The sequence below is a fragment of the Corallococcus sp. M7 genome (assembly GCF_054512695.1).
This window is the reverse complement of record NZ_CM137252.1, coordinates 1,163,742-1,184,663: the sequence shown is the minus strand read 5'-3', so window position 1 is coordinate 1,184,663 and position 20,922 is coordinate 1,163,742. Positions and strand designations below refer to the sequence as shown.

14 protein-coding genes are annotated in these 20,922 nt (G+C 70.6%); 4 read left to right on the top strand and 10 right to left on the bottom strand.

Going from position 1 to position 20,922, the window contains the following annotated elements; all coding sequences use genetic code 11:
• The first annotated feature begins 6 nt into the window (after positions 1-6).
• On the top strand, positions 7-729 hold the full coding sequence (locus ACX114_RS04895; RefSeq protein WP_459295214.1) for a DUF2652 domain-containing protein: 723 nt from the start codon (positions 7-9) through the stop codon (positions 727-729).
• 12 nt (positions 730-741) lie between these two features.
• On the opposite strand, the gene argE is transcribed toward ACX114_RS04895, so the two are convergent.
• The 5 genes from argE to ACX114_RS04870 all read right to left on the bottom strand — a co-directional run bounded on the left by argE (position 742) and on the right by ACX114_RS04870 (position 6,953).
• Positions 742-1,884 (bottom strand): acetylornithine deacetylase, encoded by a 1,143-nt coding sequence (gene argE, locus ACX114_RS04890; RefSeq protein ID WP_459295212.1) that lies wholly within the window; start codon positions 1,882-1,884, stop codon positions 742-744.
• 83 nt (positions 1,885-1,967) lie between these two features.
• On the bottom strand, positions 1,968-3,380 hold the full coding sequence (locus tag ACX114_RS04885) for a hypothetical protein (RefSeq protein ID WP_459295210.1): 1,413 nt from the start codon (positions 3,378-3,380) through the stop codon (positions 1,968-1,970).
• 139 nt (positions 3,381-3,519) lie between these two features.
• Positions 3,520-4,977, bottom strand: a complete 1,458-nt coding sequence (locus ACX114_RS04880) for a hypothetical protein (RefSeq protein WP_459295208.1) — start codon at positions 4,975-4,977, stop codon at positions 3,520-3,522.
• Between the two features lie 63 nt (positions 4,978-5,040).
• Positions 5,041-6,423, bottom strand: coding sequence for a formimidoylglutamate deiminase (hutF, locus tag ACX114_RS04875; protein WP_459295207.1), 1,383 nt, complete (start codon positions 6,421-6,423; stop codon positions 5,041-5,043).
• A 44-nt stretch (positions 6,424-6,467) separates the two neighbouring features.
• Positions 6,468-6,953, bottom strand: a complete 486-nt coding sequence (locus tag ACX114_RS04870) for a DUF2383 domain-containing protein (protein WP_459295205.1) — start codon at positions 6,951-6,953, stop codon at positions 6,468-6,470.
• Between the two features lie 251 nt (positions 6,954-7,204).
• On the opposite strand from ACX114_RS04870, the gene ligD reads away from it, so the two are divergent.
• Together ligD and ACX114_RS04860 are read left to right on the top strand one after the other, a co-directional pair.
• Entirely contained in the window at positions 7,205-9,748 is a 2,544-nt protein-coding gene (gene ligD, locus ACX114_RS04865; protein WP_459295203.1) for a DNA ligase D, read from the top strand.
• Between the two features lie 72 nt (positions 9,749-9,820).
• On the top strand, positions 9,821-10,774 hold the full coding sequence (locus ACX114_RS04860; protein ID WP_459295201.1) for a DMT family transporter: 954 nt from the start codon (positions 9,821-9,823) through the stop codon (positions 10,772-10,774).
• A 1-nt stretch (position 10,775) separates the two neighbouring features.
• Here the strand turns inward: ACX114_RS04860 and ACX114_RS04855 are convergent, their stop codons facing one another.
• From ACX114_RS04855 to ACX114_RS04835, 5 genes are read right to left on the bottom strand one after another with little or no spacing between them, the layout of a single operon-like run.
• On the bottom strand, positions 10,776-14,492 hold the full coding sequence (locus tag ACX114_RS04855; protein ID WP_459295200.1) for a VCBS repeat-containing protein: 3,717 nt from the start codon (positions 14,490-14,492) through the stop codon (positions 10,776-10,778).
• A 37-nt stretch (positions 14,493-14,529) separates the two neighbouring features.
• Positions 14,530-16,077 (bottom strand): hypothetical protein, encoded by a 1,548-nt coding sequence (locus ACX114_RS04850; RefSeq protein WP_459295198.1) that lies wholly within the window; start codon positions 16,075-16,077, stop codon positions 14,530-14,532.
• A 21-nt stretch (positions 16,078-16,098) separates the two neighbouring features.
• Entirely contained in the window at positions 16,099-17,502 is a 1,404-nt protein-coding gene (locus ACX114_RS04845) for a DUF1501 domain-containing protein (RefSeq protein ID WP_459295196.1), read from the bottom strand.
• Between the two features lie 17 nt (positions 17,503-17,519).
• Positions 17,520-18,191, bottom strand: a complete 672-nt coding sequence (locus ACX114_RS04840; protein ID WP_459295195.1) for a hypothetical protein — start codon at positions 18,189-18,191, stop codon at positions 17,520-17,522.
• Positions 18,191-20,014 carry a DUF1585 domain-containing protein gene (locus ACX114_RS04835; RefSeq protein WP_459295193.1) on the bottom strand — a complete coding sequence of 608 codons (1,824 nt, stop codon included), beginning with the start codon at positions 20,012-20,014 and terminating at the stop codon, positions 18,191-18,193. Before ACX114_RS04835 ends, ACX114_RS04840 begins: the two co-directional genes overlap by 1 nt.
• 334 nt (positions 20,015-20,348) lie before the next feature.
• Between ACX114_RS04835 and ACX114_RS04830 the strand changes: the two genes are divergently transcribed.
• Positions 20,349-20,918: a DUF420 domain-containing protein gene (locus ACX114_RS04830; protein WP_120562082.1), complete on the top strand. Its 570-nt coding sequence runs from the start codon at positions 20,349-20,351 to the stop codon at positions 20,916-20,918.
• Positions 20,919-20,922: the final 4 nt, after the last annotated feature.

The window sequence follows — 20,922 nt, the reverse complement described above, 5'->3', positions numbered from 1 at the left end:
CGCCGAATGGCGATCGAGAAGGCGCTGTTGCTCATCGCGGATATCGGCGGCTACACCCGCTTCATGCGGCAGCACCGCTTCGGTCTCGCGCACGCGCAGGACACGGTGGCCCAGCTGCTGGAAGCCGTCATCGACGCGTCCGGGCGGTTCAAGCTGGCGAAGCTCGAGGGCGACGCGGCCTTCTTCTACGCCGTGGGCGAGGACACCTCGCCCATCGCGAAGCAGGTGGCGGCCATCCGCCGGGCCTTCCTGGAGCGCCGGGAAGAGCTGGTCATCGACCGCATGTGCAAGTGCGACGGGTGCACGCAGGTGGGCAACCTGACGCTCAAGTTCGTGGCCCACGCGGGGGAGGTCGCCTTCCAGAAGGTGAAGCACCTCACGGAGCTGGCGGGGGTGGACGTCATCCTCCTGCACCGGATGCTGAAGAACGACGTGCCCATCTCCGAGTACGTCCTGATGACGGACGCGGTGCACCAGCGACTGGAGCCGGAGCTGCGTCAGCTCAGCCAGGGGCTGGAGCACGACTTCGAGGGCATGGGCCGCACGGCGACCCACTACATCGACCTGGGCTCGCTGGTGACGAGCGTGCCCGCGCCGCGCCCCAACCTGCTGCGCAAGCTGTGGTGCAAGCTGATGCTGGAGCTGCGGTCGCTGAAGTACGTGCTCGGCTTCAAGGAGGCGTGTCAGGGCTTCCGCAACGTCGAGGTCGTCGACGCGCCGAAGCCCTGAGGCGCCGCGCGGCTAGCCGCCCGTGCAGAAGCGCGCGACGGCCTGCGTGAGCGCGGCCTCGCAGCGCACCAGGTCCTCCATGGGGACGAACTCGCCCGTCTGGTGTGCGACGCGGATGTCGCCGGGGCCGAACACCACGGCCTCCGCGCCCAGCTCCGTGAGCTGCGGGGCCTCCGTGCCGAAGGACACCGTTTCGGACGCGTTGCCGCTGACCTGCTCCAGGAAGCGCACCACGTCCGCGTCGCCGCGCGTGTGGACGCCCCGGTCCATGCGCAGGACCTTGATGCGCGCCTCGTAGGCGGGCTCGTCGCGGGTGAGCTCCTGGCGGATGTGCTCCATCATCTCCGGGACGCGCTCGGCGGCCTGGCCGGGGATGGGGCGCCACTCCACGGTGAAGCGGCAGGAGCCGGGCAGGACGTTCTTCGCCTTGCCGCCCTGGATGAGGCCCACGTTCACGGTGGTGAAGGGCGGCTGGAAGCCCTCGTCGCGGTCCTCGCGCAGGACGGTGTTCGCCAGCGTCTCCAGCCGGTGGAGGAAGCGGCCGGCGCGGAAGATGGCGGACGCACCCAGCTCCGGGTACGCGCTGTGCCCCTCCTTGCCCAGCACCTCCACCTCCGCCAGGCAGTAGCCCTTGTTGGCGCGCACGGGGATGAGGCGCGTGGGCTCACCGACGATGGCGTGCCTCGCGCGGCCCAGGCCGGCGGACACCAGCTTCTTCGCGCCCACGAGGCCGACCTCTTCATCCGCGGTGAGGATGACGAGCAGGGGCGCGTCCAGCTTCGGCAGGTCCTTGCGCGTGGCGGTGTGCAGCGCGCACGCGATGAAGCCCTTGGTGTCACAGGCGCCACGGCCGTACAGCTTGCCGTCGCGCTCCGTGAGGCGCAGCGCGTCCGTCCAGGCGGCGTCATAGGGCACGCAGTCGGAGTGGCCCACCAGGGCCAGCGCGGCGCGGTCGGCGTCGCCCTTGCGCGCGATGAGGTTCACCTTCGCCACGCCCGCGTCGTCGGTGTAGTGCTGGCGCTCGGCGGTGAAGCCCGCGGCCTCCAGGCGCGCCTGGGCGTAGTCGATGAGGGGCGCGTTGGGGCGCGAGGACGTGGTGTCCAGCGCCACCAGTTCCGCCAGGGTGGCCCGCAGCGCGGGCAGCGTGTCGCTCATGGGATGGCCTCCAGTCAGGCCACCTCCATGCCACCGCCCGCGCCGCGACGCCAGTGGGCCCGTATCCCTGGAGGCCTCGCGGGTTACAGACCCGACGCGGGCGACGGCGAGGGCGGCGCGTCCGGGTTCCCCAGGCCCTTGAGGACGGCGGGCTCGGAGGCCGTCACGGGGCCCACGTAGAAGACGCCGTGGTAGCCGTCCTTGTTGGCAGAGCTCCAGGTGTGCATGAAGAAGCGGTCGCCGTTGTCCTTCCCCTTCGCTTCCTTCACGCCGCAGTCCAGCTTGCTGCTCTGCTTGTTCGCCGCGCAGATCCACGCCGTGCCGCTGTTGTAGGCCATGTCGAGTGCCGTGACGTCCTCGAGCTCCGCCTTCAGCAGGTGGCCCATGGGCTTGTACTGCTTGTCCCAGGGCAGGCCCTTCGCCGTGCGCGGATGGATGTTGCCGCTCACCACCAGGTGGAAGCGCTCCGGCTTCGACTTCACCTGCGCCAGCACCGTCTTCGTCAGCGCGTCCTCGCGCTGCTGGCCGGAGAGCTTCGGGTGGTCGTAGACGAAGACCGCCACGTCCAGGCCCTGCGCTCGCAGATGGCGCAACTGCTCCAGCATGTTCGCCACGGCCTCGCTGCCACGGCCGTCCGGATACGGGCTGCGCCAGAAGGGCGCCTCCATCAGCTTGAGCCAGTCCACGTCGCCGCCCTGGCTCTGGAGGAACGCGGTGACGCGCTCCTCGTTCTCCACCGGCAGCTCCAGGCCCACCGTCACCGGCACGCCCGCCGTGACGAGCTGGCACACCGACTGCGCGATGAAGCGCGGCACCTGCTGCGTGCCGTGCAGTTCCCCCAGCAGCATCACCCCACCCGCCTTCGCCAGCTTCTTCAGGCCGAGGATGGACTGACCGCACTCGGTGAACGTCGACGTGGCCTTCGCCACCGGCTGCTCCGTCTTCGCCGACTGCGCCTTGGCCAGCTTGGGCATGATGCCCCGGAAGACCCGCCACTCCATGGTCAGGTCGCGCGTGCCCTGCCCCGACTCCATGTAGAAGGCGTTCTCCCCCACCGGGAAGGCCAGCCGGTCCTCGGCGTCTTCCACGCTCAGGACATCCGGATCATCGCCCCCGGCAACGGCCCGGGACATGCCCCAGTCCAGCTCCTTGCCGGGCTGCGACAGCGCCTTGTTCACCGACTTGGTGATGCGGGTGATCCACAGCTTGCTCTTGGTCGGCGTCTCCCGCTTGCCGATGACCATGTAGCGGTGCCAGTAGCCGGCGATCTTCGAGCCGCCGAACTCCTGCTTCCACTCGGTCTCCAGCACCAGGCTGCCCCGGTCCTCCCGGTAGGGCAGGTTCGCTTCCGTGAAGTACTCCCGGACCGACGGCCACATCTCCTCCAGCGGCACGTCGTAGATGGCTTCGTAGTCCGGCGTCTCCAGGTCCTGCCGTCCGGCGCAGCCCACCGCCAGGAGCAACGCCAGCCATCCCACTTTCACCATCGAGCGCATCCGCAGTGCCTCCCTCTTCGATGCACTGAACAACGTCGGGGGGCGGTGGGCATATCGGGTCCCGTGAAAAGCCAGAGGCCGCGCGGGCCACCGGCTCTGGTGACTCGCACGGCCCCTGTGTTGCGCCCTCGGGTGCGGGTTACGGCGCGGGCGCCGCGTCCGGGTTCCCCAGGCCCTTGTTGATGGCGGGCTCGGACGCCGTCACGTGGCCCACGTAGAAGACGCCGTGGTAGCCGTCCTTGTTCGCCGAGTTCCACCGGTGCACGAAGAAGCGGTCGCCGTTGTCCTTGCCCTTCGCTTCCTTCACACCGCAGTCCAGCTTGCGTCCCTGCGCATCCGCCGCGCAGATCCACGCCGTGCCGCTGTTGTAGGCCATGTCGAGTGCCGTGACGTCCTCGAGCTGGTCCTTCAGCAGGTAGCCCATGGGCTTGTACTGCTTGTCCCAGGGCAACCCCTTCGCCGTGCGCGGATGGACGTTGCCGCTCACCACCAGGTGGAAGCGCCGAGGTGTCGCCTTCACCTGTGCCAGCACCGTCTTCGTGAGCGCATCCTCGCGCTGCTGGCCGGAGAGCTTCGGGTGGTCATAGACGAACACCGCCACATCCAGTCCCTGTGCTCGCAACTGCCGCAGCTGCTCCAGCATGTTCGCCACGGCCTCGCTGCCACGGCCATCCGGGTACGGGCTGCGCCAGAAAGGGGCCTCCATCAGCTTGAGCCAGTCCACCTCACCGCCCTGGCTCTGGAGGAAGGTCGTGATGCGCTCCTCGTTCTCCACCGGCAGCTCCAGCCCCACTGTCACCGGCATTCCCGCCGTGACGAGCTGGCACACCGACTGCGCGATGAAGCGCGGGACCTCCTGCGTGCCGTGCAGCTCGCCCAGCAGCATCACTCCGCCCGCCTGCGCCAGCTTCTTCAGGCCGAGGATGGACTGGCCGCACTCGGTGAACGCCGGAGCCTCCTTCGCGCCGGGGGCCTTCGCCACCTGCTGCTGCGCGCTCACCGCCTGCTTCTTCGCGAGCTTGGGCATGATGCCCCGGAACACCCGCCACTCCATGGTCAGGTCTCGCGTGCCCTGCCCCGAGTCCACGTAGAAGGCGTTCTCTCCCACCGGGAAGGCGAACCGGTCCGCGTCGTCCTCCACGGAGACACCGTACGCGACGCTCGAGGATGCATCGCCCGGAGCCCCCGTTCCACGGTCACCGGGAACGCTGCCGAGGCTGCGGCCGGCGCCCCAATCCAGCTGCCTGCCGGGCAGGGCCAACGCCTTGTTCACCGACTTGGTGATGCGGATGATCCACAGCTTGCTCTTCGTCGGCGTCTCCCGCTTGCCGATGACCATGTAGCGGTGCCAGTAGCCGGCGATCTTGGAGCCACCGAACTCCTGCTTCCACTCGGTCTCCAGCACCAGGCTGCCCCGGTCCTCGCGGTACGGCAGGTTCGCGTCCGTGAAGTACTCCCGGACCGACGGCCACATCTCCTCCAGCGGCATGTCGTAGATGGCCTCGTAGTCCGGCGTCTCCAGGTCCTGCCGCCCTGCGCAGCCCCCCACGGCCAGTCCCACCAGCACCACCAGCGCCAACCCGATTCCTGAACGCATCCGCATCCTCCTGCCCCACCAACGCGCCGACGGCGCCCCCCATATCGGAACCGGTCTTCGCCCCTACGGGTAGAGGCGCCGGGCGAGCTGCTGGAACGCCCTGCCGCTTTCCTCCGTCAGCGGATGCCGGCCGTCCCGGACCACCAGCCGGCCCGCCACCGCCACCTCGCGCACCGCGCCTTGCGCCGCGCCGAAGACGATGCCCGGCAGGAGCGACGCGGAGCTCGCGCCCACCAGCGACGGGTGGTTCACGTCCACCGTGAAGAAGTCCGCGGGCGCCCCCGGCGACAGCGTGCCGGTGCCCATTCCCAGGCTCCGCGCGCCCTGCACCGTGGCCATGTCGAAGAGCCGCGCCGCCAGTCCGTCCAGGGTCCCCGTCCCCGGGTCCAGCACCGCGCGGCGCAGCCGCACCAGTCGCAGGTGCTGCTCCAACTGCCGCGCCTCGTCCAGCAGGTCCACCACCGTCTGGCTGTCCGAGCCGAAGCTCACGCGCGCCCCGGCATTCACCAGCGCGTCCGCCGGCACGATGCCGTCGCCCAGGTTGCGCTCCGTGGACGGGCACGCGCACACCGTGGCCTCCGCGCGGCCCAGCAGCGCCACCTCGCCCTCCGTCAGGTGCACGCCGTGCACCGCCGTGAAGCGCGGCCCCAGCAGGCCCACGTCCGACACCAGCTCCACCGGACGGCGGCCGTGCTCCGCGAGGCACGCCTCGATCTCCTTCGGCTGCTCCGCCACGTGCATGTGGATGGGCATGCCGGCGGGCGCGGCGCGGGCCACCTGCGTCAGCCAGTCCTTGGACACCGCGCGCACGCTGTGCGGCGCGAACCCCACGTTCACCCGCGCGTCACCGCGCGTCGCGTGGGCCAGCGCCTCCGTGGTGGACAGGAACGTGTCCACGTCCGCGTCGATGAAGCGGCGCTGGCGCGGGTTCGCGGGCACGTTGAAGCCCGCGCGCGCGTAGCCCACGCGCAGCAGGCAGATGCGCAGCCCCACGTCCGTGGCCGCGCGGATGACCGCGTGCGCCAGCGCGTTGCGGTCCGCATAGGGCGTCCCGTCCGGCTGGTGGTGCAGGTAGTGGAACTCGCCCACCGTGGTGATGCCCGCGAGCACCATCTCCAGGAACACCTGCCGGGAGGCGACGTGGATCTCCTCCGGCGTGAGCGCCTCCGCGGCGCGGTACATCGCCTCGCGCCAGGACCAGAAGTCGTCCTGCCCGCCGGCGGACGCCACGTATTCGGTGCGTCCGCGGATGAGCCGCTGGAACGCGTGCGAGTGGCCGTTGACGAGCCCCGGAAGCAGCGCCCGCCCCGCGAGCCGCTCCACGCGCGCCCCTTCGGGCACCGCGTCGAGGACCCGGCCCTTCGCGCTCACCGCCAGCGCACGGCCTTCGTGGAAACGCCCCTCCGTGAAGAGGAAGTCGGGTTGGTAGACAGTGATGTCGCTCACGCGCGGCAGCGTATGCCAGTTCGCTCCGGCGCGCGGTAGCGGCTTCAGGCGCCCATTTCGGCCGTGTCCATGAAGGGCAGGCGGCGCTCCGCCCAGGGCCGGGTGCGCACCGCGTCGCGGATCCACGTGCCGTGGCGCCGTTCGTCCTCGCGATGCTGATGGATGAGGGCCTTCACCTCCGGGGACCACTCGAACTGGAGCGCCAGCTCATAGGCCCGGTCGAAGAGCTCCTCGTTGCCCAGCATGGCCCACAGCGTGGCCTCCGTTCCCATCAGCCCCGTCATGGCCGTCAGGCCCTTCATCGCGGAGCCCTTCAGGTCCGGGCGCAGCGCCACCGGTTCGCCGCCGAAGTGCTGGATGAGCGCGTTGAGGTCCTGCACGTGGCGCAGGTGGTCCGCGCGGAAGCTGTTGAGGCGCTCGCGCACCAGCGCGGGCCCGATGCGGGAGATGGCCACGTCGTACGCGCCCACCGCGTCGGCATCGAGCTGCGCCAGGCTGTGCAGGCGAGCCACTTCGGACTTGTCGGCCATGGGTGCCTCCTTCAACCGGGTACGGCGAGTGCTTGGGCCCGAACAATGTGGGGACGCCTCTTCCCGGTTCCAACCGCCCTTCCCGGTGCCATCCCTCCACCGCACCCAGGGCAGGCAGGCGGCCTGCATTTCACTCGGGAGATGTGGCCGAAAATCAGATCCTGGGTCCGCGCGGAGCGCCTGCCCTCCTGATTGCCCTCCAGGCGATGTGAGGAATTGCGCGCCCGCCTTCCTGTGCAGAGCGTTGGAGGGTGAAGACCTCCGACACCCAGAGGCGGCTGCGCCGCTACCGGACGAAGCGCGATTTCCACCTCACGCCCGAACCGTCGCCGGACGCGAAGGCCCCGAAGTCCAGCGCGCCCGTCTTCGTCATCCACAAGCACGACGCCACGCGGCTGCACTACGACCTGCGCCTGGAGATTGGCGGCGTCCTGGTGAGCTGGGCCATTCCCAAGGGCCCCAGCCATGACCCTTCCGTGAAGCGGCTCGCGGTCCAGACGGAGGACCACCCGCGCTCCTACGCGGACTTCGAGGGCCACATCCCGGATGACCAGTACGGCGGCGGTGACTCGCTGCTCTGGGAGTCCGGCACCTTCGAGGTCGCGCCTCCCGGTGATGCCGAGGCGCAGCTGAAGCGCGGGCACCTGGAGGTCGTGCTGCACGGCGCGAAGCTCAAGGGGCGCTGGCACCTCATCCGCACGCGGCCGCGCGGCGGCAAGGCGCAGTGGCTCTTCTTCAAGGCGAAGGACGAATACGCCAAGGCCGGCTACGACGTCACCGTGGAGCGCCCCGAGTCCGTGAAGAGCGGCCAGGTGAAGACGCGAGGGCCCCGCAAGCCCGGCGTGCTGCGCGACAAGAAGCCCGTGGCCCCCGTGCGCAAGGCCGCGAGGAAGCCGGCCCGTCCACCCTCGACGCCGGAGAAGCTGCTGGAGCGCGTGTGGCCGCCCATGCTGGCGCGGCTGGCCGTGTCCGACGAGGTGCACGACGAGACGCACGCCTACGAGGTGAAGTACGACGGCTTCCGCGCCGTGTGCGCGCTCACGCACGGGAAGCTCGCCTTCCAGAGCCGCCGGGGCAACGACCTGTCGGGCCGCTTCGCCCGGCTCACCGCCGCGCTGCGGGAGCTGCCCGCGAAGGACGTCGTCGTGGATGGGGAGATTGTCGCGCTCGACGCGAAGGGCCGCTCGCGCTTCCAGGTCTTGCAGAACACGGAAGAGGGCGCGGAGCAGCGCTTCATGGTGTTCGACCTCTTGTGGCTGGACGGTGAGGACCTGCGCGAGCTTCCCTATACGGAGCGCCGCGCGCGGCTGGAGAAGCTGATGGACGGGGCGCGTCCGCCCTTGCAGCTCTCCGAGAAGGTGGACCTGCCGCTGTCGCGCGGCCTGCTGGAGGCGCGGCGCAAGGGGTGGGAGGGGCTCATCGCCAAGCGCAAGGACTCGCCCTACACGGGCACGCGCTCCGGGGACTGGCTGAAGCTGAAGGTGGTGGCGGGCCAGGAGGTCGTCATCCTGGGCTACCTGCCCATCAAGAACGAGAAGGCGAAATCGCAGATTGGCGCGCTGCGCGTGGGCGTGCGCGGCAAGAACGGCTTCCACGACGTGGGCAAGGTGGGCACGGGCTACACGACGAAGGACCGCCGAGAGCTGCGCTGGTTGCTGGACGCCACGCGCGTGAAGAAGCCCGCAGCCGTGGACGCGCCCACGAACACGGACACCGTCTGGGTGAAGCCGAAGTACGTGGCCCAGGTGAACTTCACCGAGTGGACGAAGGACGGCCGCCTGCGCCACCCCGTGTTCCAGGGCCTGCGCAGCGACAAGGTGCCGCAGGAGGTCGTGCGCGAACACCCCGCCCCCATCGAGGGCGCCGCGAGCCGGGGCTCACGGCGCGCGCCGGTGCAGGCCGCCGCCCGCACCGCGAAGGCGCCCGCGGTGAAGAAGTCACGCGCGCCGGAGGTGGCCCTCACGCACGGCGACCGCGTGCTGTTCCCCGAGGCCGGCCTCACGAAGGCGGACGTGTTCGCGTACTACGAGCAGGTGGCGCCGCTGCTGTTGCCCGTGCTCGCGGACCGGCCCCTGGCCCACCAGCAGTGGCCCGCGGGCATCCAGGCCCCGGGCTTCTTCCGGCACGAGCTGTCCGGCATCCCCACGTGGATGCCCACGCTGCGAGTGCGCCACGAGGACAAGACGCTGCGCCACGTGAACGTGAAGAGCACGTCCGCGCTCCTGTGGCTCGCCAACCAGTCCGCGCTCACGCTGCACATGTGGCTGTCCCACGCGCCCCGGCTGGCGCAGCCGGACTTCGTGGTGTTCGACCTGGACCCTGGCGAGGGCGGCTGGAAGGACGTGGTGAAGGTGGCCACCCTGCTGCACGCGCGCCTGGACGAGCTGGGGCTCAAGGCCTTCCCCAAGACGTCCGGCAAGCGCGGCCTGCACGTGCTGGTGCCCCTGGCGCCGGGCCACACCTACGCGCGCACCCAGGCGTTCGCGGACGCGCGGGCACGCGAGCTGGAGGAGGAGCTGGGCGACATCGCCACCACGGAGCGCTCCATCCGCGAGCGAGGCGGGCGGCTCTACATCGACGCGGGACAGAACGCGCGCGGCAAGACGGTGGTGGCGCCCTACTCCCTGCGCGCCGTGGAGGGCGCGCCCTTCTCCGCGCCGCTCGATTGGAGCGAGGTGAATGGCCGCCTGGACCCGCACCGCTTCCGCCTGAAGACGCTGAAGAAGCGTCTGGACGCCGTGGGTGATTTGTTCGCGCCCGTGCTCCGGCTGAAGCAGGTGCTGCCGGACGAGTGAGCAGGCGGCTGACGCGCCGCGCCCTGAACGGATGTTTCCCGAAGGGGCGGCGCGTGCTAGTGCGGCGCCGCCATGTCGTCCGTGACCGTCGTGACCCCGGCCGCGCAGCCCGCGCCGCGGTGGAAGGTGTCCCTCGCCTACGCCACCTGCTTCATCCTCTGGGGCTCCACGTGGGCCGCCGTGAAGGTGGGGCTGGAGGACCTGCCGCCCCTGCGCTTCGTGGGCACGCGCATGCTCGTGGCCGGGGTGGCGCTGCTGCCCTTCGCGCGCTCGCGAGGGACGGCGCTGGGGGGAGGCACCGGGTGGCGCATCGCGGGGCTGGGCGTGCTCCAGTTGGCGGTGCCCTTCGGGCTGCTCTTCGTGGCGCAGCAGTGGATTCCCTCCAGCTGGTCCGCGCTCCTCTTCTCCACCTTCCCCGTGTGGCTGCTGCTGGTGGGCCGCGTGGTGTTTCCGGATCAGCCGCTCACCGGCCGCAAGCTCTTCGCCGCGGCGCTGGGCCTGACGGGCGTGGTGGCGCTCCAGCACCAGGAGCTGGTGTCGCTCAGCTTCTCCGGACAGGTGGTGCTGGGCTGCGCGATGACGCTGTTCGCGGCGTCGGTGGTGGCGGTGGCCAACGTGCTGGTGCGCCGGCACATGACGCACGTGCCGCCGCACCTGCTGACGCTGGTGCAGACGTTGAGCAGCGCGGTGCTGCTGCTCTCCGCGTCCGCGATGCTGGAGTGGAACCAGCCGGCGCACTGGACGCCGAAGGCGATTGGCGCGCTCCTGTACCTGGCGCTGGGCGGGACGGTGCTCACCTACCAGTGCCTGTACTGGCTCCTGCCGCGCATCTCGCTGGCGGCGCTGGGCGCCATGGCGCTGTTGGACACGCTGGTGGCGGTGACGCTGGGCGTGGCGCTCCTGGGCGAGCCGCTCACGCCGTCGCTGCTCGCGGGCGGCGCGCTCATCCTCACGGCGGCGGCGCTCGCCAACCGCGACGAGGCCCCGGAGGCGAAGGCGCCTCCGGAAGCCCCGCCCACGGGGTGAATCAGAACGGCAGGGGCAGCGAGTACGCCGTGCCGTTCTGCGTGCCGGTGCGGTAGCTGCGCGGCGCGCCGATGACGACCGACGGCGGCGAGCCTCCGGAGCCCGGGACGACGGCGATGGACTGGCCCAGGTAGGAGCGCTCCGCGCCGTCCCCCACCACCAGCAGGAAGGGCGACAGCGCGCCCGTGGACTTCGCGCCGCCGGCGAAGAGGAACGCCGCGCCGTCGCCATCCGCGGCCACCGACGCGTTGGGCGCGCCCACCCACAGGTCCGGTACGCCGTCACCGTTGAGGTCCCGGCCGCCTGACAGCGACGTGCCGAAGCTCACCGCGCGGGCGCGGTACGTCACGGGGATGGGGGTCAGCCCGTCGTTGGTGGCGCCCACCACGGTCTCACCTTCGGCCGGGCGCTTCGCGTTGATGGCGGCGATGTCGTAGAGCAGCACCGTGGGCTGGTTCACGCCCTCGAACAGGTAGTTGTTGGCCGTCACCGCGATGAAGTCGCGCGCGTCCCCCAGGAACTTCCCCGCGCGCGTGGTGGCCACGCCCAGGTTCATCAGCGTGATGCCCTTCTCCGGGTCTCCCGCGATGCGCACCATGGACGCCTTCGTGCGGCCACCGCACCGGGTGCCACCCGGGTCGTATCCGTAGAGGATGACGATGCCGGAGCGGGTGTTGTCGTTGTAGCGCCACGCCACCTCATCGCACTTGTCCCCGTTCAGGTCGCCCAGCGCGGCGGGCGCGGACGTCTGCTGCCCGGCGGTCGTGGCGGAGAAGAAGGAGGAGTAGAGGGGATCGCAGGCAAGCGTCATCTTCGCGAGCGACGCGTCCTCGGGCGCGCGGCCCAGGAACAGCTCGAAGCCACGGTCGCGCAGCACGGCCAGGTCCTGCCTGCCATCGCCGTTGAAGTCGAAGCCGCCCACCACGCCCCGGCCAATGCTGGTGCGCTTGCACCGGGCAGCCGCGGCATCGTCACAGTCGGTGACCACGGACGGCGCGAACACGCGGTAGGCCGGCTTGAAGGTGCCGTCCGCCTGGCCCAGCGACACCAGAAGTCCGCCCAGCGACTGCGTGGCCGTGGTCATGCAGGCGTTCTGCACGTAGGGGTCGCGCTCCGTCGCGGCGGAGTTCGTGGCCGGGATGACGAGCCCCGTGGCGCCGGCCACCATGTCCGGCCGGCCGTCGCCGTTGAAGTCCGTGAACGCCACGTCCACGCCCACGTTGCGGCCGCCGTACCACGGAGAGCTGGCGCCCTCCCCCGACACGATGGCCTTGCCCGGCTCCGCGGTGTCGAAGGTGTACGCGCGGCCCACGGTCATGTCCGCGCCGTCGTTGTTGGGACCCGGACCGGAGAAGCCCGGCGAGCCCACCAGGGCCACCACCTTGGTGTTGAGGCGCGCGACCGCCACGGTCTCACCGAAGCGCTCCACGCTGGCCTTCGCCGTGACGTCCATTTCGCGGCGCGACCACTCCGCGATGCTCGCGCCGGCCTTGGAGAAGACATCCACGCGGCCGGTGAAGGCGCCCGCGGCAGTGGTCGCGCGGCCGGAGAAGCCCGCCAGCACCGGGCCGGACGGCAGGTTCCACGCCGCGAGGCCCGCGCCCAGCACCTCCGCCTTCGCCGCGCCGCCCAGCGCCGCGAGCGGTTTGTTCATCACCGTGTCCTTCGACAGGCCGGTGAGCGGATACACCAGCACCTTGCCCGCGTTGCCCAGCGTGGCCGTGCCCGCCGTCACCGACGCGTACGGCGCGCCCAGGAGCAGCTCCGGCCCCGGCGTGCCGTCCACGTCCATCACCGCCCAGCTCCGGGTCGCGGTCATGCTGCGCGTGTCGCCGTAGAAGCGCGCGTACGCGCTCGCCAGCGGCACCGTCGAGGGCTTCGCCGTCGCCGGGTCCGCCGCCAGCGTCGCGCCGCGCAGGTCGAACAGGTACGCGCCGCCCGCGTCCTGCGCCGCCGCCACGCCGCCCGACGTGCGCAGGTCCGGCGCGTCCGCCTTGTCCGCCATCACCACGAGGAACGGAGGCCGGTTGCCCTCGCCGGGGATGGCGCCCAGGCGGAAGGTGCCCTCGTTGGCCATCGTCTCCACGGCGGTGTTGGACACCAGCACGTACTGGTCCGCCGCGGAGCGGTAGCGCGGCGCCGTGTCACGCGCGAAGTACACCGCCACGGCCATCTGCTGCCCGTTGGTGGTGCCGTCCGCGTTGAACCGCGTCAGCCGGTGCAGCGCCGCCAGGTCCGGGCGGCCGTCGTCATTGAGGTCCGCCACCACGAGCGCGCGGCCCAGCTCCGTGGTGCTCTTCAGCTCGAAGTCGCCGTTCGCCTTCAGGTCCTGGCCGCCCAGGCGCACCACCGGCAGGTCCGGAACGGCCTGTCCCTTGGTGAGGATGAAGATGTCGATGACGCCGCGCCGGCTGATGCCGGAGAGGGTGGACAGGTCCGCGCCGGGCGAGCCCACGAACAGGTCCATGTCCCCGTCGCCATCCGCGTCCGCGATGGCCAGGCCCGTGCCGAACCCGCCGCGGCCCAGGCCGGTGAGCGCGGGCCTCAGCAGCGCGGGCGCCTGCCCCGGCTTGAACGTGTAGAGGTACACCGCGCCCGAGTCACCGATGGTGACGTCCGCGGCCGGCGAGGACACCGCCAGGTCCGCGATGCCGTCGCCGTCCAGGTCCCCCGCGGCCATCATGTCGCCGAAGAGCGCGCCCTCGGTCTCACCCGTCAGCACCCAGGTGGGCTTCGAGGGCAGGCCGGACGCGCTGCCCTTGTAGATGAACACCGCGCCGCCCGTGGGGCGCGCCAGCTCGCTCTCGCGCTGGCCCACGGCCAGGTCCTGGATGCCGTCCCCGTCGAAGTCCGCGGTCACCAGCGTGGCCACGTCCGACAGCTTGCCGTGCGCCAGCAGGGGCCGCGTCAGCTCATCCAGCACGCGCACCGACACCGGGGCCACGTCGCCGGTGAAGGTGTCCTTCGCCTCCACCACGATGGTGCCCGTCGCGCCTGCCTCCACCACGACGCGGCCATTCACCACGGAGCCGGGACCGGACTTCTTCGTCCACGTCACGGTGTCCGAGCCGCCCGCCGTGCCCAGCGGCGCGGAAGAGCCGGACGGCACGCCCAGGTACAGCGGGTCGCCCACCAGCTTCGCGGCCTTGCTCACGGTGTACTGGAGCGCCACCGTGTCGCCGGACTTCGTGTCGCGCACCGTGATGACGTCCTGCGCCTCCACCTGCCCCGCCGTGTAGAGGCCCGTGTCGGTGAGCGTGGCGCCGGAGCCGTTGGTGGAGAGCGTGAAGGCCGCCGTGCCCACCAGCCCCTCGATGCGGATTTGAAAGGACGTGCCCGGCCGCAGCATCGCGCGCGCGGGCGCGACGCCGAAGCCGGCGATGACCTTCACCTTCACGCTGGTGGCGCCGCCGCACTGCTCGTCCACCACCGTCAGCGTGTCCTCGCCGGGCGTGGCGCCCGCGACGAAGCGGTTGCCGCGCATGTCGCCGGAGGAGCCGCCCGCCTCCGCGCGGTAGGTGTAGTGGCCGCTGCCGCCGCCGGCCGTCAGCGTGGCCACGCTGCCGGAGCGCACCGTCGTGGGCTCCGCCGACAGGGTCAGCGGGGCCAGGCCCTCGCAGGGGCCCACGTAGGGAAGCTGCTCGGCGGGCTTGAGCTCGCCGTCACAGGCCAGGGTCAGCAGCGCGCACAGGGGGGTCGCGCGGAGGAGACGTTTCATGGGGGTGCCTCGGAGAAGCAGTCTTGAAGCAGGGACTTCAGGGCAGCGCGCCGGAAGACACCCAACGCTGGATGAGGGCGATGCCCTGCTGATCCAACGGCCCGTCCGCGGGCATGCGCAGGTCGCGCACCGCCGCGTTGATGAGCTGGGCGTTGGACTTCCACAACTCGTAGGTGTTCAGCGGCCGGCCAGGGCTGGTGGTGTGGCACTTGGCGCAGCGGGCCTCGTGCACGGGGCGGATGTCCCGCGCCCAGCTGGGGACGGTGGTGAGCGGCTGGTAGGTGAAGGGCAGCTGCCGGCGCGCCTCCGAGCCGTCCTCGAAGCGGGACACGACGCTCAGCGTGTGGCCGCCTGGCGTCAGCGTGGAGAAGGAGAACGCCTTGAGCGTCTCGCCGTCCGCCTCCAGGCCGCCCATGCTGAACGCGGGTCCGGAGGCCTGGACCTCCTGGCCCTCCAGTTGGAAGTGGACGCTCTTGGGCGGCGTGCCCGGCGGCAGGCGGGCCTGGACCACCAGGCCGTCCTCCACCACCAGCATGCCCTGGTGCATGCCCGTCACGCGCGGCGCCGGCGTCTGGCTGATGGCCAGGGACTGCTCGCCCACGCGCACCCACGCGCAGCCGCTCTCGTCCGCGGCCAGCAGCGTCACCGAGCCGGACGGCAGCCCCTCCGCGGAGCCCCAGAGCTTCGCGTCCGCGTCGTAGGTGAAGAGCCGGTCCCCGGCGCGGGCCCAGAGGTAGCGCCCCGCGCTCATGAGCTGCTCGGGCAGGGCCGGCAGCGACACCGTGCTCCAGCCGTCCGTGTTCCGGCGCAGGAGGCGCGTGCTGGTGAGCACCCAGACCTCACCCGCCGCGCCCGTGCCCGCGCCCAGCCCCGCGAGCGCGCGCACCGTCTCACCGCCCGAAAGCGGCGCGTCCGTGCCGCGCACCTGGTAGACGCCCGGCGCGGACGCCACCACCACGTTCAGCTTGCCCTCGCGCGCGAACCACAGCCCCGCGAGGCCGTCCTCCGCGGGCGCGGCCGTCATGGTGGTGATGCCGGTGAGCGGCTGCCCGGACAGCTTCAGCGACGCGAGCACGCCGCCCTGAATCTGGAACAGGCCGTTGGGGTGGGCAATCCACGCGGCGCCGTCCGCGGTCTGCGCGGTGGCGACGATGCCGGTGCCCAGCACCTCCTGCCACAAGGGCTCGATGAGCCAGCCCTGGTCCGCGAGGAACAGGCCGCGGTCCGTCTCCACCAGGGCGCTGTGCGGCCCCAGGCGGAAGGTGGCGCGCACGGCGCCCATTGCCGCCGTGTTCTGCGGATGCGCGGCGAGCGCGGCCTTGGTGCCGTCCAGGCGCAGGCGCACGGCCTCACCGGTCGCGGTGGCGAAGATGCCGCCGCCGGACTGGTCCGCGAAGCCGGGCACCGCGGCCAGGGACTGCGCCGTGGTGACCTGGGTGGCCGTGAAGACCGCGGGCTTCGCCGGGTCGCTGCCCGGCGGTGCGTCCTCGCCGCACGCGGCGGACAGCACCGCGGACATCAGCAGGAGCGAGGTGGGGAGGAAGCGCGCCACGGCGGGGGAACCGTGGCGCGGACGGGGACGCATGAGGGGAGTGCTCATCAAGGTTCAGGCAAGGATGAACCGCAGCGGGTCCACCCGGGTGATGCTGTAGTCCAGCTTCGCCGAGGCCAGCACCGTCGCGATGATGTGCTCGGGGAAGATGTTGGAGCCGTTCGGATCATTGGCGCCCGTGCGCAGGTCCACCAGGCCCGGCGACATGCCGATGTCACCGCTGCGGCCCACCACCAGGTTGTGCTTGATGCCCGCGCCCATCATCAGGCAGCTGTTGGACAGGTGGTGGTCGCGGCCGCCCGTGGCGTTGATGGTGGGCGTGCGAGCGAACTCGCTGAACACCAGGATGGTGGTGTGGTCCATGAAGTTGCCGCCGCCGGGGTGCGCCGTCTGGCGGAGATCATTCACCAACAGGTTCAGCGCGTCGAATCCGGTCCGCTGGTTGGTCGCGTGCGTCTGCTGCGTGCCGAAGTGGGTGTCCAGACCACCCGCCAGGTTGATGGACACGCACTGGCTGATGCCCTTCTTCAGGGCGGTGGCCACCATGGCGGCGCGGCCCGCGGCGCTGTTGTACGGGTAGGACTGGCCGTTGAGCCCGTAGAAGTCGCGCACCGCCTGGTTGGCCGCCAGCTGGAAGCGGAACGAGTCCGACAGCTTGTTCTCCATCACGGTCTGCATCTGACCGCGGCTGCTCTCATAGGCCGTGCCCACGCCCCGCGCGGTGAGCGCCTGCTCCTCGCAGGTGATGGGCTGGCCGTTGAGGTCGATGAGGCTCTTCTCGATTTCGCTGTCCAGCTGGCGCGCGGCGACAGGCGGATCCAGCGTGAGCACCAGGTCCGCCAGGCCGCTGACGCGCAGCGCGTTGGCGTAGCCGCCGTAGCGGTCGTTGTAGGACTCCACGCCCTGGGCGATGGACGGGATGGGCACCGTGGGCTTCATCTGGCCCACGATCTCCGTGGCGGTGGAGGAGCCGCGCGCCGCGCTGCCAATGGGCATCTTCCCGGTGAGGAAGTAGCGGTAGCCCACCTCGTGGGTGAGCGTGCTCATGTTGATGCCGCGCACCACCGTCATCAGGTCGTAGTGGTCCGCCAGCGCGCCCACCGCGGGCCCGAAGCTCATCGTCGGGGCATCCGCGCCCGCGCGCGTCTTGGGGACGATGGGCGTCTGCTGGAAGCGCGAGTCGGTGAGCAGGCTGTAGCCCGGCATGATGCGCGTCTCGCTGACCTTGTCGGCGGTGAACACCGCCGGGTCACGCGGGTCGAACGCGAGCAGCTGGTCCCACCCGCCGCTGAAATACACGAACACGAAGCAGCGGTCGGGCGCGGCCAGGTTCGTCGCCTGGGCCACGGCCTTGAAGGGGATGCCTCCCAACAGGAGGGAGCCCATGAAGCCGGCTCCGGCCTTGAGGAAGGTGCGGCGCTCGGGGCTGCTGAGGTCGTCTTGGCGTGTCTTCTTCATCGCAGGCACCGTCAAGGTCAGTAGGTGATGAAGCGCGAGTCCGTCAGCATGGCGATGCAGACCACCGCCAGCGCCTGGTCGCGCTTCTTGAGGGTTTCGGCCCGGGCGGCGGCCTTGCGGAAGAACGTCGCGTAGCGCGTGAGCTCCTCACCGGCGAGGGGCGCGCCCCAGAACCGGGTGGAGAGGTACACGAGCGTCTCATTCACCTGCGCGTCCGTGAGCTTGGTCAGGTCGCTCATGGGCGTGGGCAGGGTGCGGCCCAGGGTGCGCAAGGAAACGTCCGTCTGCGCGATGTCCTTCTGCGCCTGGGCGATGCAGACCTTGCGCGCGCCATCGTCCAGGAAGCGGGCGAAGACGAGGTTGGGCTCCGTGTTCTCGGAGGTGATGAGCGCGTAGTCGGCGCGGCCCAGCGACTGGGCGCGGGACTCCAGCTCATCCCACTCCATGCCCACGGCGATGCGGATGGACTCCTTGAGCTGCGCGACGGTGAGGCGGCGGGGCGCGCGGCCCACGCTGCCACCCTGGGCCTCCGGGTCCGGCAGCGGGTCGATCTGGTCCGTGTTCCCGTGCGGGTTGGGCACCGGGTCCAGCTGGGCGTCCAGCGGGACGGGCTTGGCGGGGACGTCCACGGAGCCCTGGGTGCAGCCCGTGGCGAGCGCGAGCAGCGCGGTCAGCAGAAGGCGGCGCATCAGTCGATCCTCCGGTACGCGTCGGACATCACCACCTGCTCGATGAGGCCCTTGAGGCTGTGGTTGTTCTTGGCGAAGTCCTGCGACAGCGTCTGCAGGTACATCCGCTGCTCCTCGGCCGTCATGGCGCGGCCCAGGAACTCGTTCCAGACGCGCTTGACGGTGCAGCGCTCCAGGTCGCCCGTCTCCATCATGCGCTTCACCAGCGCCTGCGGACCGCCCTCGATGTTCTTCTCCTCGTCCGCGCTGCGGTAGAGGTAGGTCTTCAAGAGGCCCAGCGAGTTGGCGCCGTCGCCGTCGAAGGCCTGCATCACGTACTGGCTGCACTCGTTGTCGCAGTTGGTGTTGCCGGCGAGCGCGCAGTCGCGGCACTTCACGTCCAGACGGGGGAACTGGTCCGGGGACAGGAACAGCGCGGAGCGCTCCGCGTAGCGGCCCCAGTGCGCGCCCGTGGGCTCGATGGTGGCGTGGCAGTAGTTGCAGCCGCAGCGCTTGGCCAGGTTGTTCTCACGGTTGCAGGCGTCGTCCGGGGGCGGCAGGTTCGCGTCCGCGGCCGGGGCGAAGTGCTTGCAGAGGAACGCCTCGTAGAACTCGTTGACGCGGGCGCGCTGCGTGGGGAAGCGGTAGAGGAACGCGGGCGTGGTGAGCACGCCGGAGTGGGTGCTGTCGCGGACGTACTCGCTCCACTGGGTGGCGTTCGCGTACGTCACGGCGGGCAGCGTGGCCGCGTCCACGGGGGACTTGATGCTGAAGACGCCCGCGCCCTGGCGCTGCTTGTAGAACTCCGACAGCGTGCCGTTCACGAAGGAGCGGCGGGTGGTGAGGATGTTGAAGTAGGGCTCGTCGTTCCGCACCACGGAGTCCGTGATGTAGAGCGGCTCCTCGTTGAAGGCGGCGACGCGCGCGGTGTGCACGTCGGTGATTTCGCAGCGGCGCATCTTGTCGCCGCAGCCACAGCTACGGTCGCTGTTGAAGCGCGCCGTCTCACAGGACTCGCCCGTGTACGGGTTCAACGCGCGGTCCTGCGCCTCCACGGCGCACACCTTCACGGTCTCCGTGGTGGTGGACCAGTAGGGCTGCACCGTGGTGGTGACATAGCCCTCGCGCTGCACGCATCCCGTCTGCGCCCTCCACTTGCCGGCCGCGAGCGGATTGCCAGTGGCGTCCTTCTTGATGTCGAACCCGCAGCGGTCCAGCCGCTTCAGGTTCGCGCTCTGATCCGGGTTCACCCAGGCGGTGATGACGCCCGAGGACGGCTCCGCCACCAGCACGTTGGTGGTGTTCTTGTTCGGGTCCGGCAGGCAGAGGTAGCCCACGGACTTGCCCGCGGACGCCAGGTAGCGGTTGTCACAGAAGTTCACGTACTTGCCGTACGTCGCGTTGGCCTTCAGCGCGTTGCAGTCCGCGAACTTCAGCTCCGGCTCCGTGGAGTTCACGTCCAACTGGCGGCACTGGTAGAAGTTCGTGTCGTAGTCGTAGCTGACCGGCAGCGGGATGCCCTGCGCGTCGCGGCAGGCGGGGGCCGTGGAGTCGCTCTGGTGCGGGTCCTGCGGGTTCGCCTTGCAGCTGTCCTGGGCAATCTCTCCGTCACAGCGCTGGCTCTGGCCACCGCGCAGGTTGTTGGAGTTGTTGCCCGCGAAGCTCAGCGGCGTGCCGGACACGCGGTAGTCGCCGTTGCCCTGCACGCTGCCGCTGATGTTCGAGCGCAAGAGCGCGCGGTGGTAGTTGCGCATCCGCGCGTAGAAGGACTCGTCCTTCATCATCGCGCGGACGTCCTCCGCGGTGACGGAGCCCTTCGCCTGGAACGCCTTGTACTCCTCCATGGTCGGAGGACGTCCCAGCAAATCGAGAGAAAGCTGACGTAAGTGCCGCTCCAAGGGAACTTTTGCCACAGGCGCGCACACCGCTTCCTCAGCGGCTGCGGGCAGGGCGAGCAGGAGGGCGGCGCTCGCCAGGGGGGCAAGGCAACGCACGCTGAACACGGGGAACCTCCGAGAGGGGGGGTCGGGGGTGACGCAGTGAACCGAAGTATGAAGGAATTTCCGGTTTGAGATCCAGTTGGCCTAACCGATTCCATTCAACCGACATGTAGACGTCAGCGGAATTCCGCTGGGGCTCCCTGTTGCAAGCCGTCCGGACGCGGTCCACAAGGGGGACATGTCCAACGCCGCTTCCGGGCTCACCCCGTCGTCCTCGTCCACCAACGACCGCTCCTTCTTCATCGCGATCGGCGTGGTGTCCGCCGGCGCGCTGGCGCTGCTGGCGTGGCTGCTGCTCATCCGGCGCGGAGGCGCGGGGATGGGCGTGGACCTGCGCTTCATGCCGGCGGTGAACGCGGGGCTCAACGCGACGGCGGCGGCGCTGCTGCTGGGCGGCTGGGTGGCCATCAAGCGCGGCGCGCGGAAGGTGCACCAGAACCTGATGGTGAGCGCGTTCGCCGCGTCCGCGCTGTTCCTGGTGGGCTACCTCGCCTACCACTTCGTGCACGGGGACACGCGCTACGTGGGCGACTTCCGCGGGCTGTACCTGACGCTGCTGGCCAGCCACGTGCTCCTGTCCATGCCGGTGCTGCCCATGGCGCTGGTGGCCTTCTACTTCTCCTGGCGGCAGCAGTTCGCCCGGCACCGCAAGGTGACGCGGTGGCTGGCGCCCATCTGGCTCTACGTGTCGGTGACGGGCGTGGTGGTGTTCTTCATGCTGCGCGGCGGCGTGCCCGCGGTGTCCTGAAGCA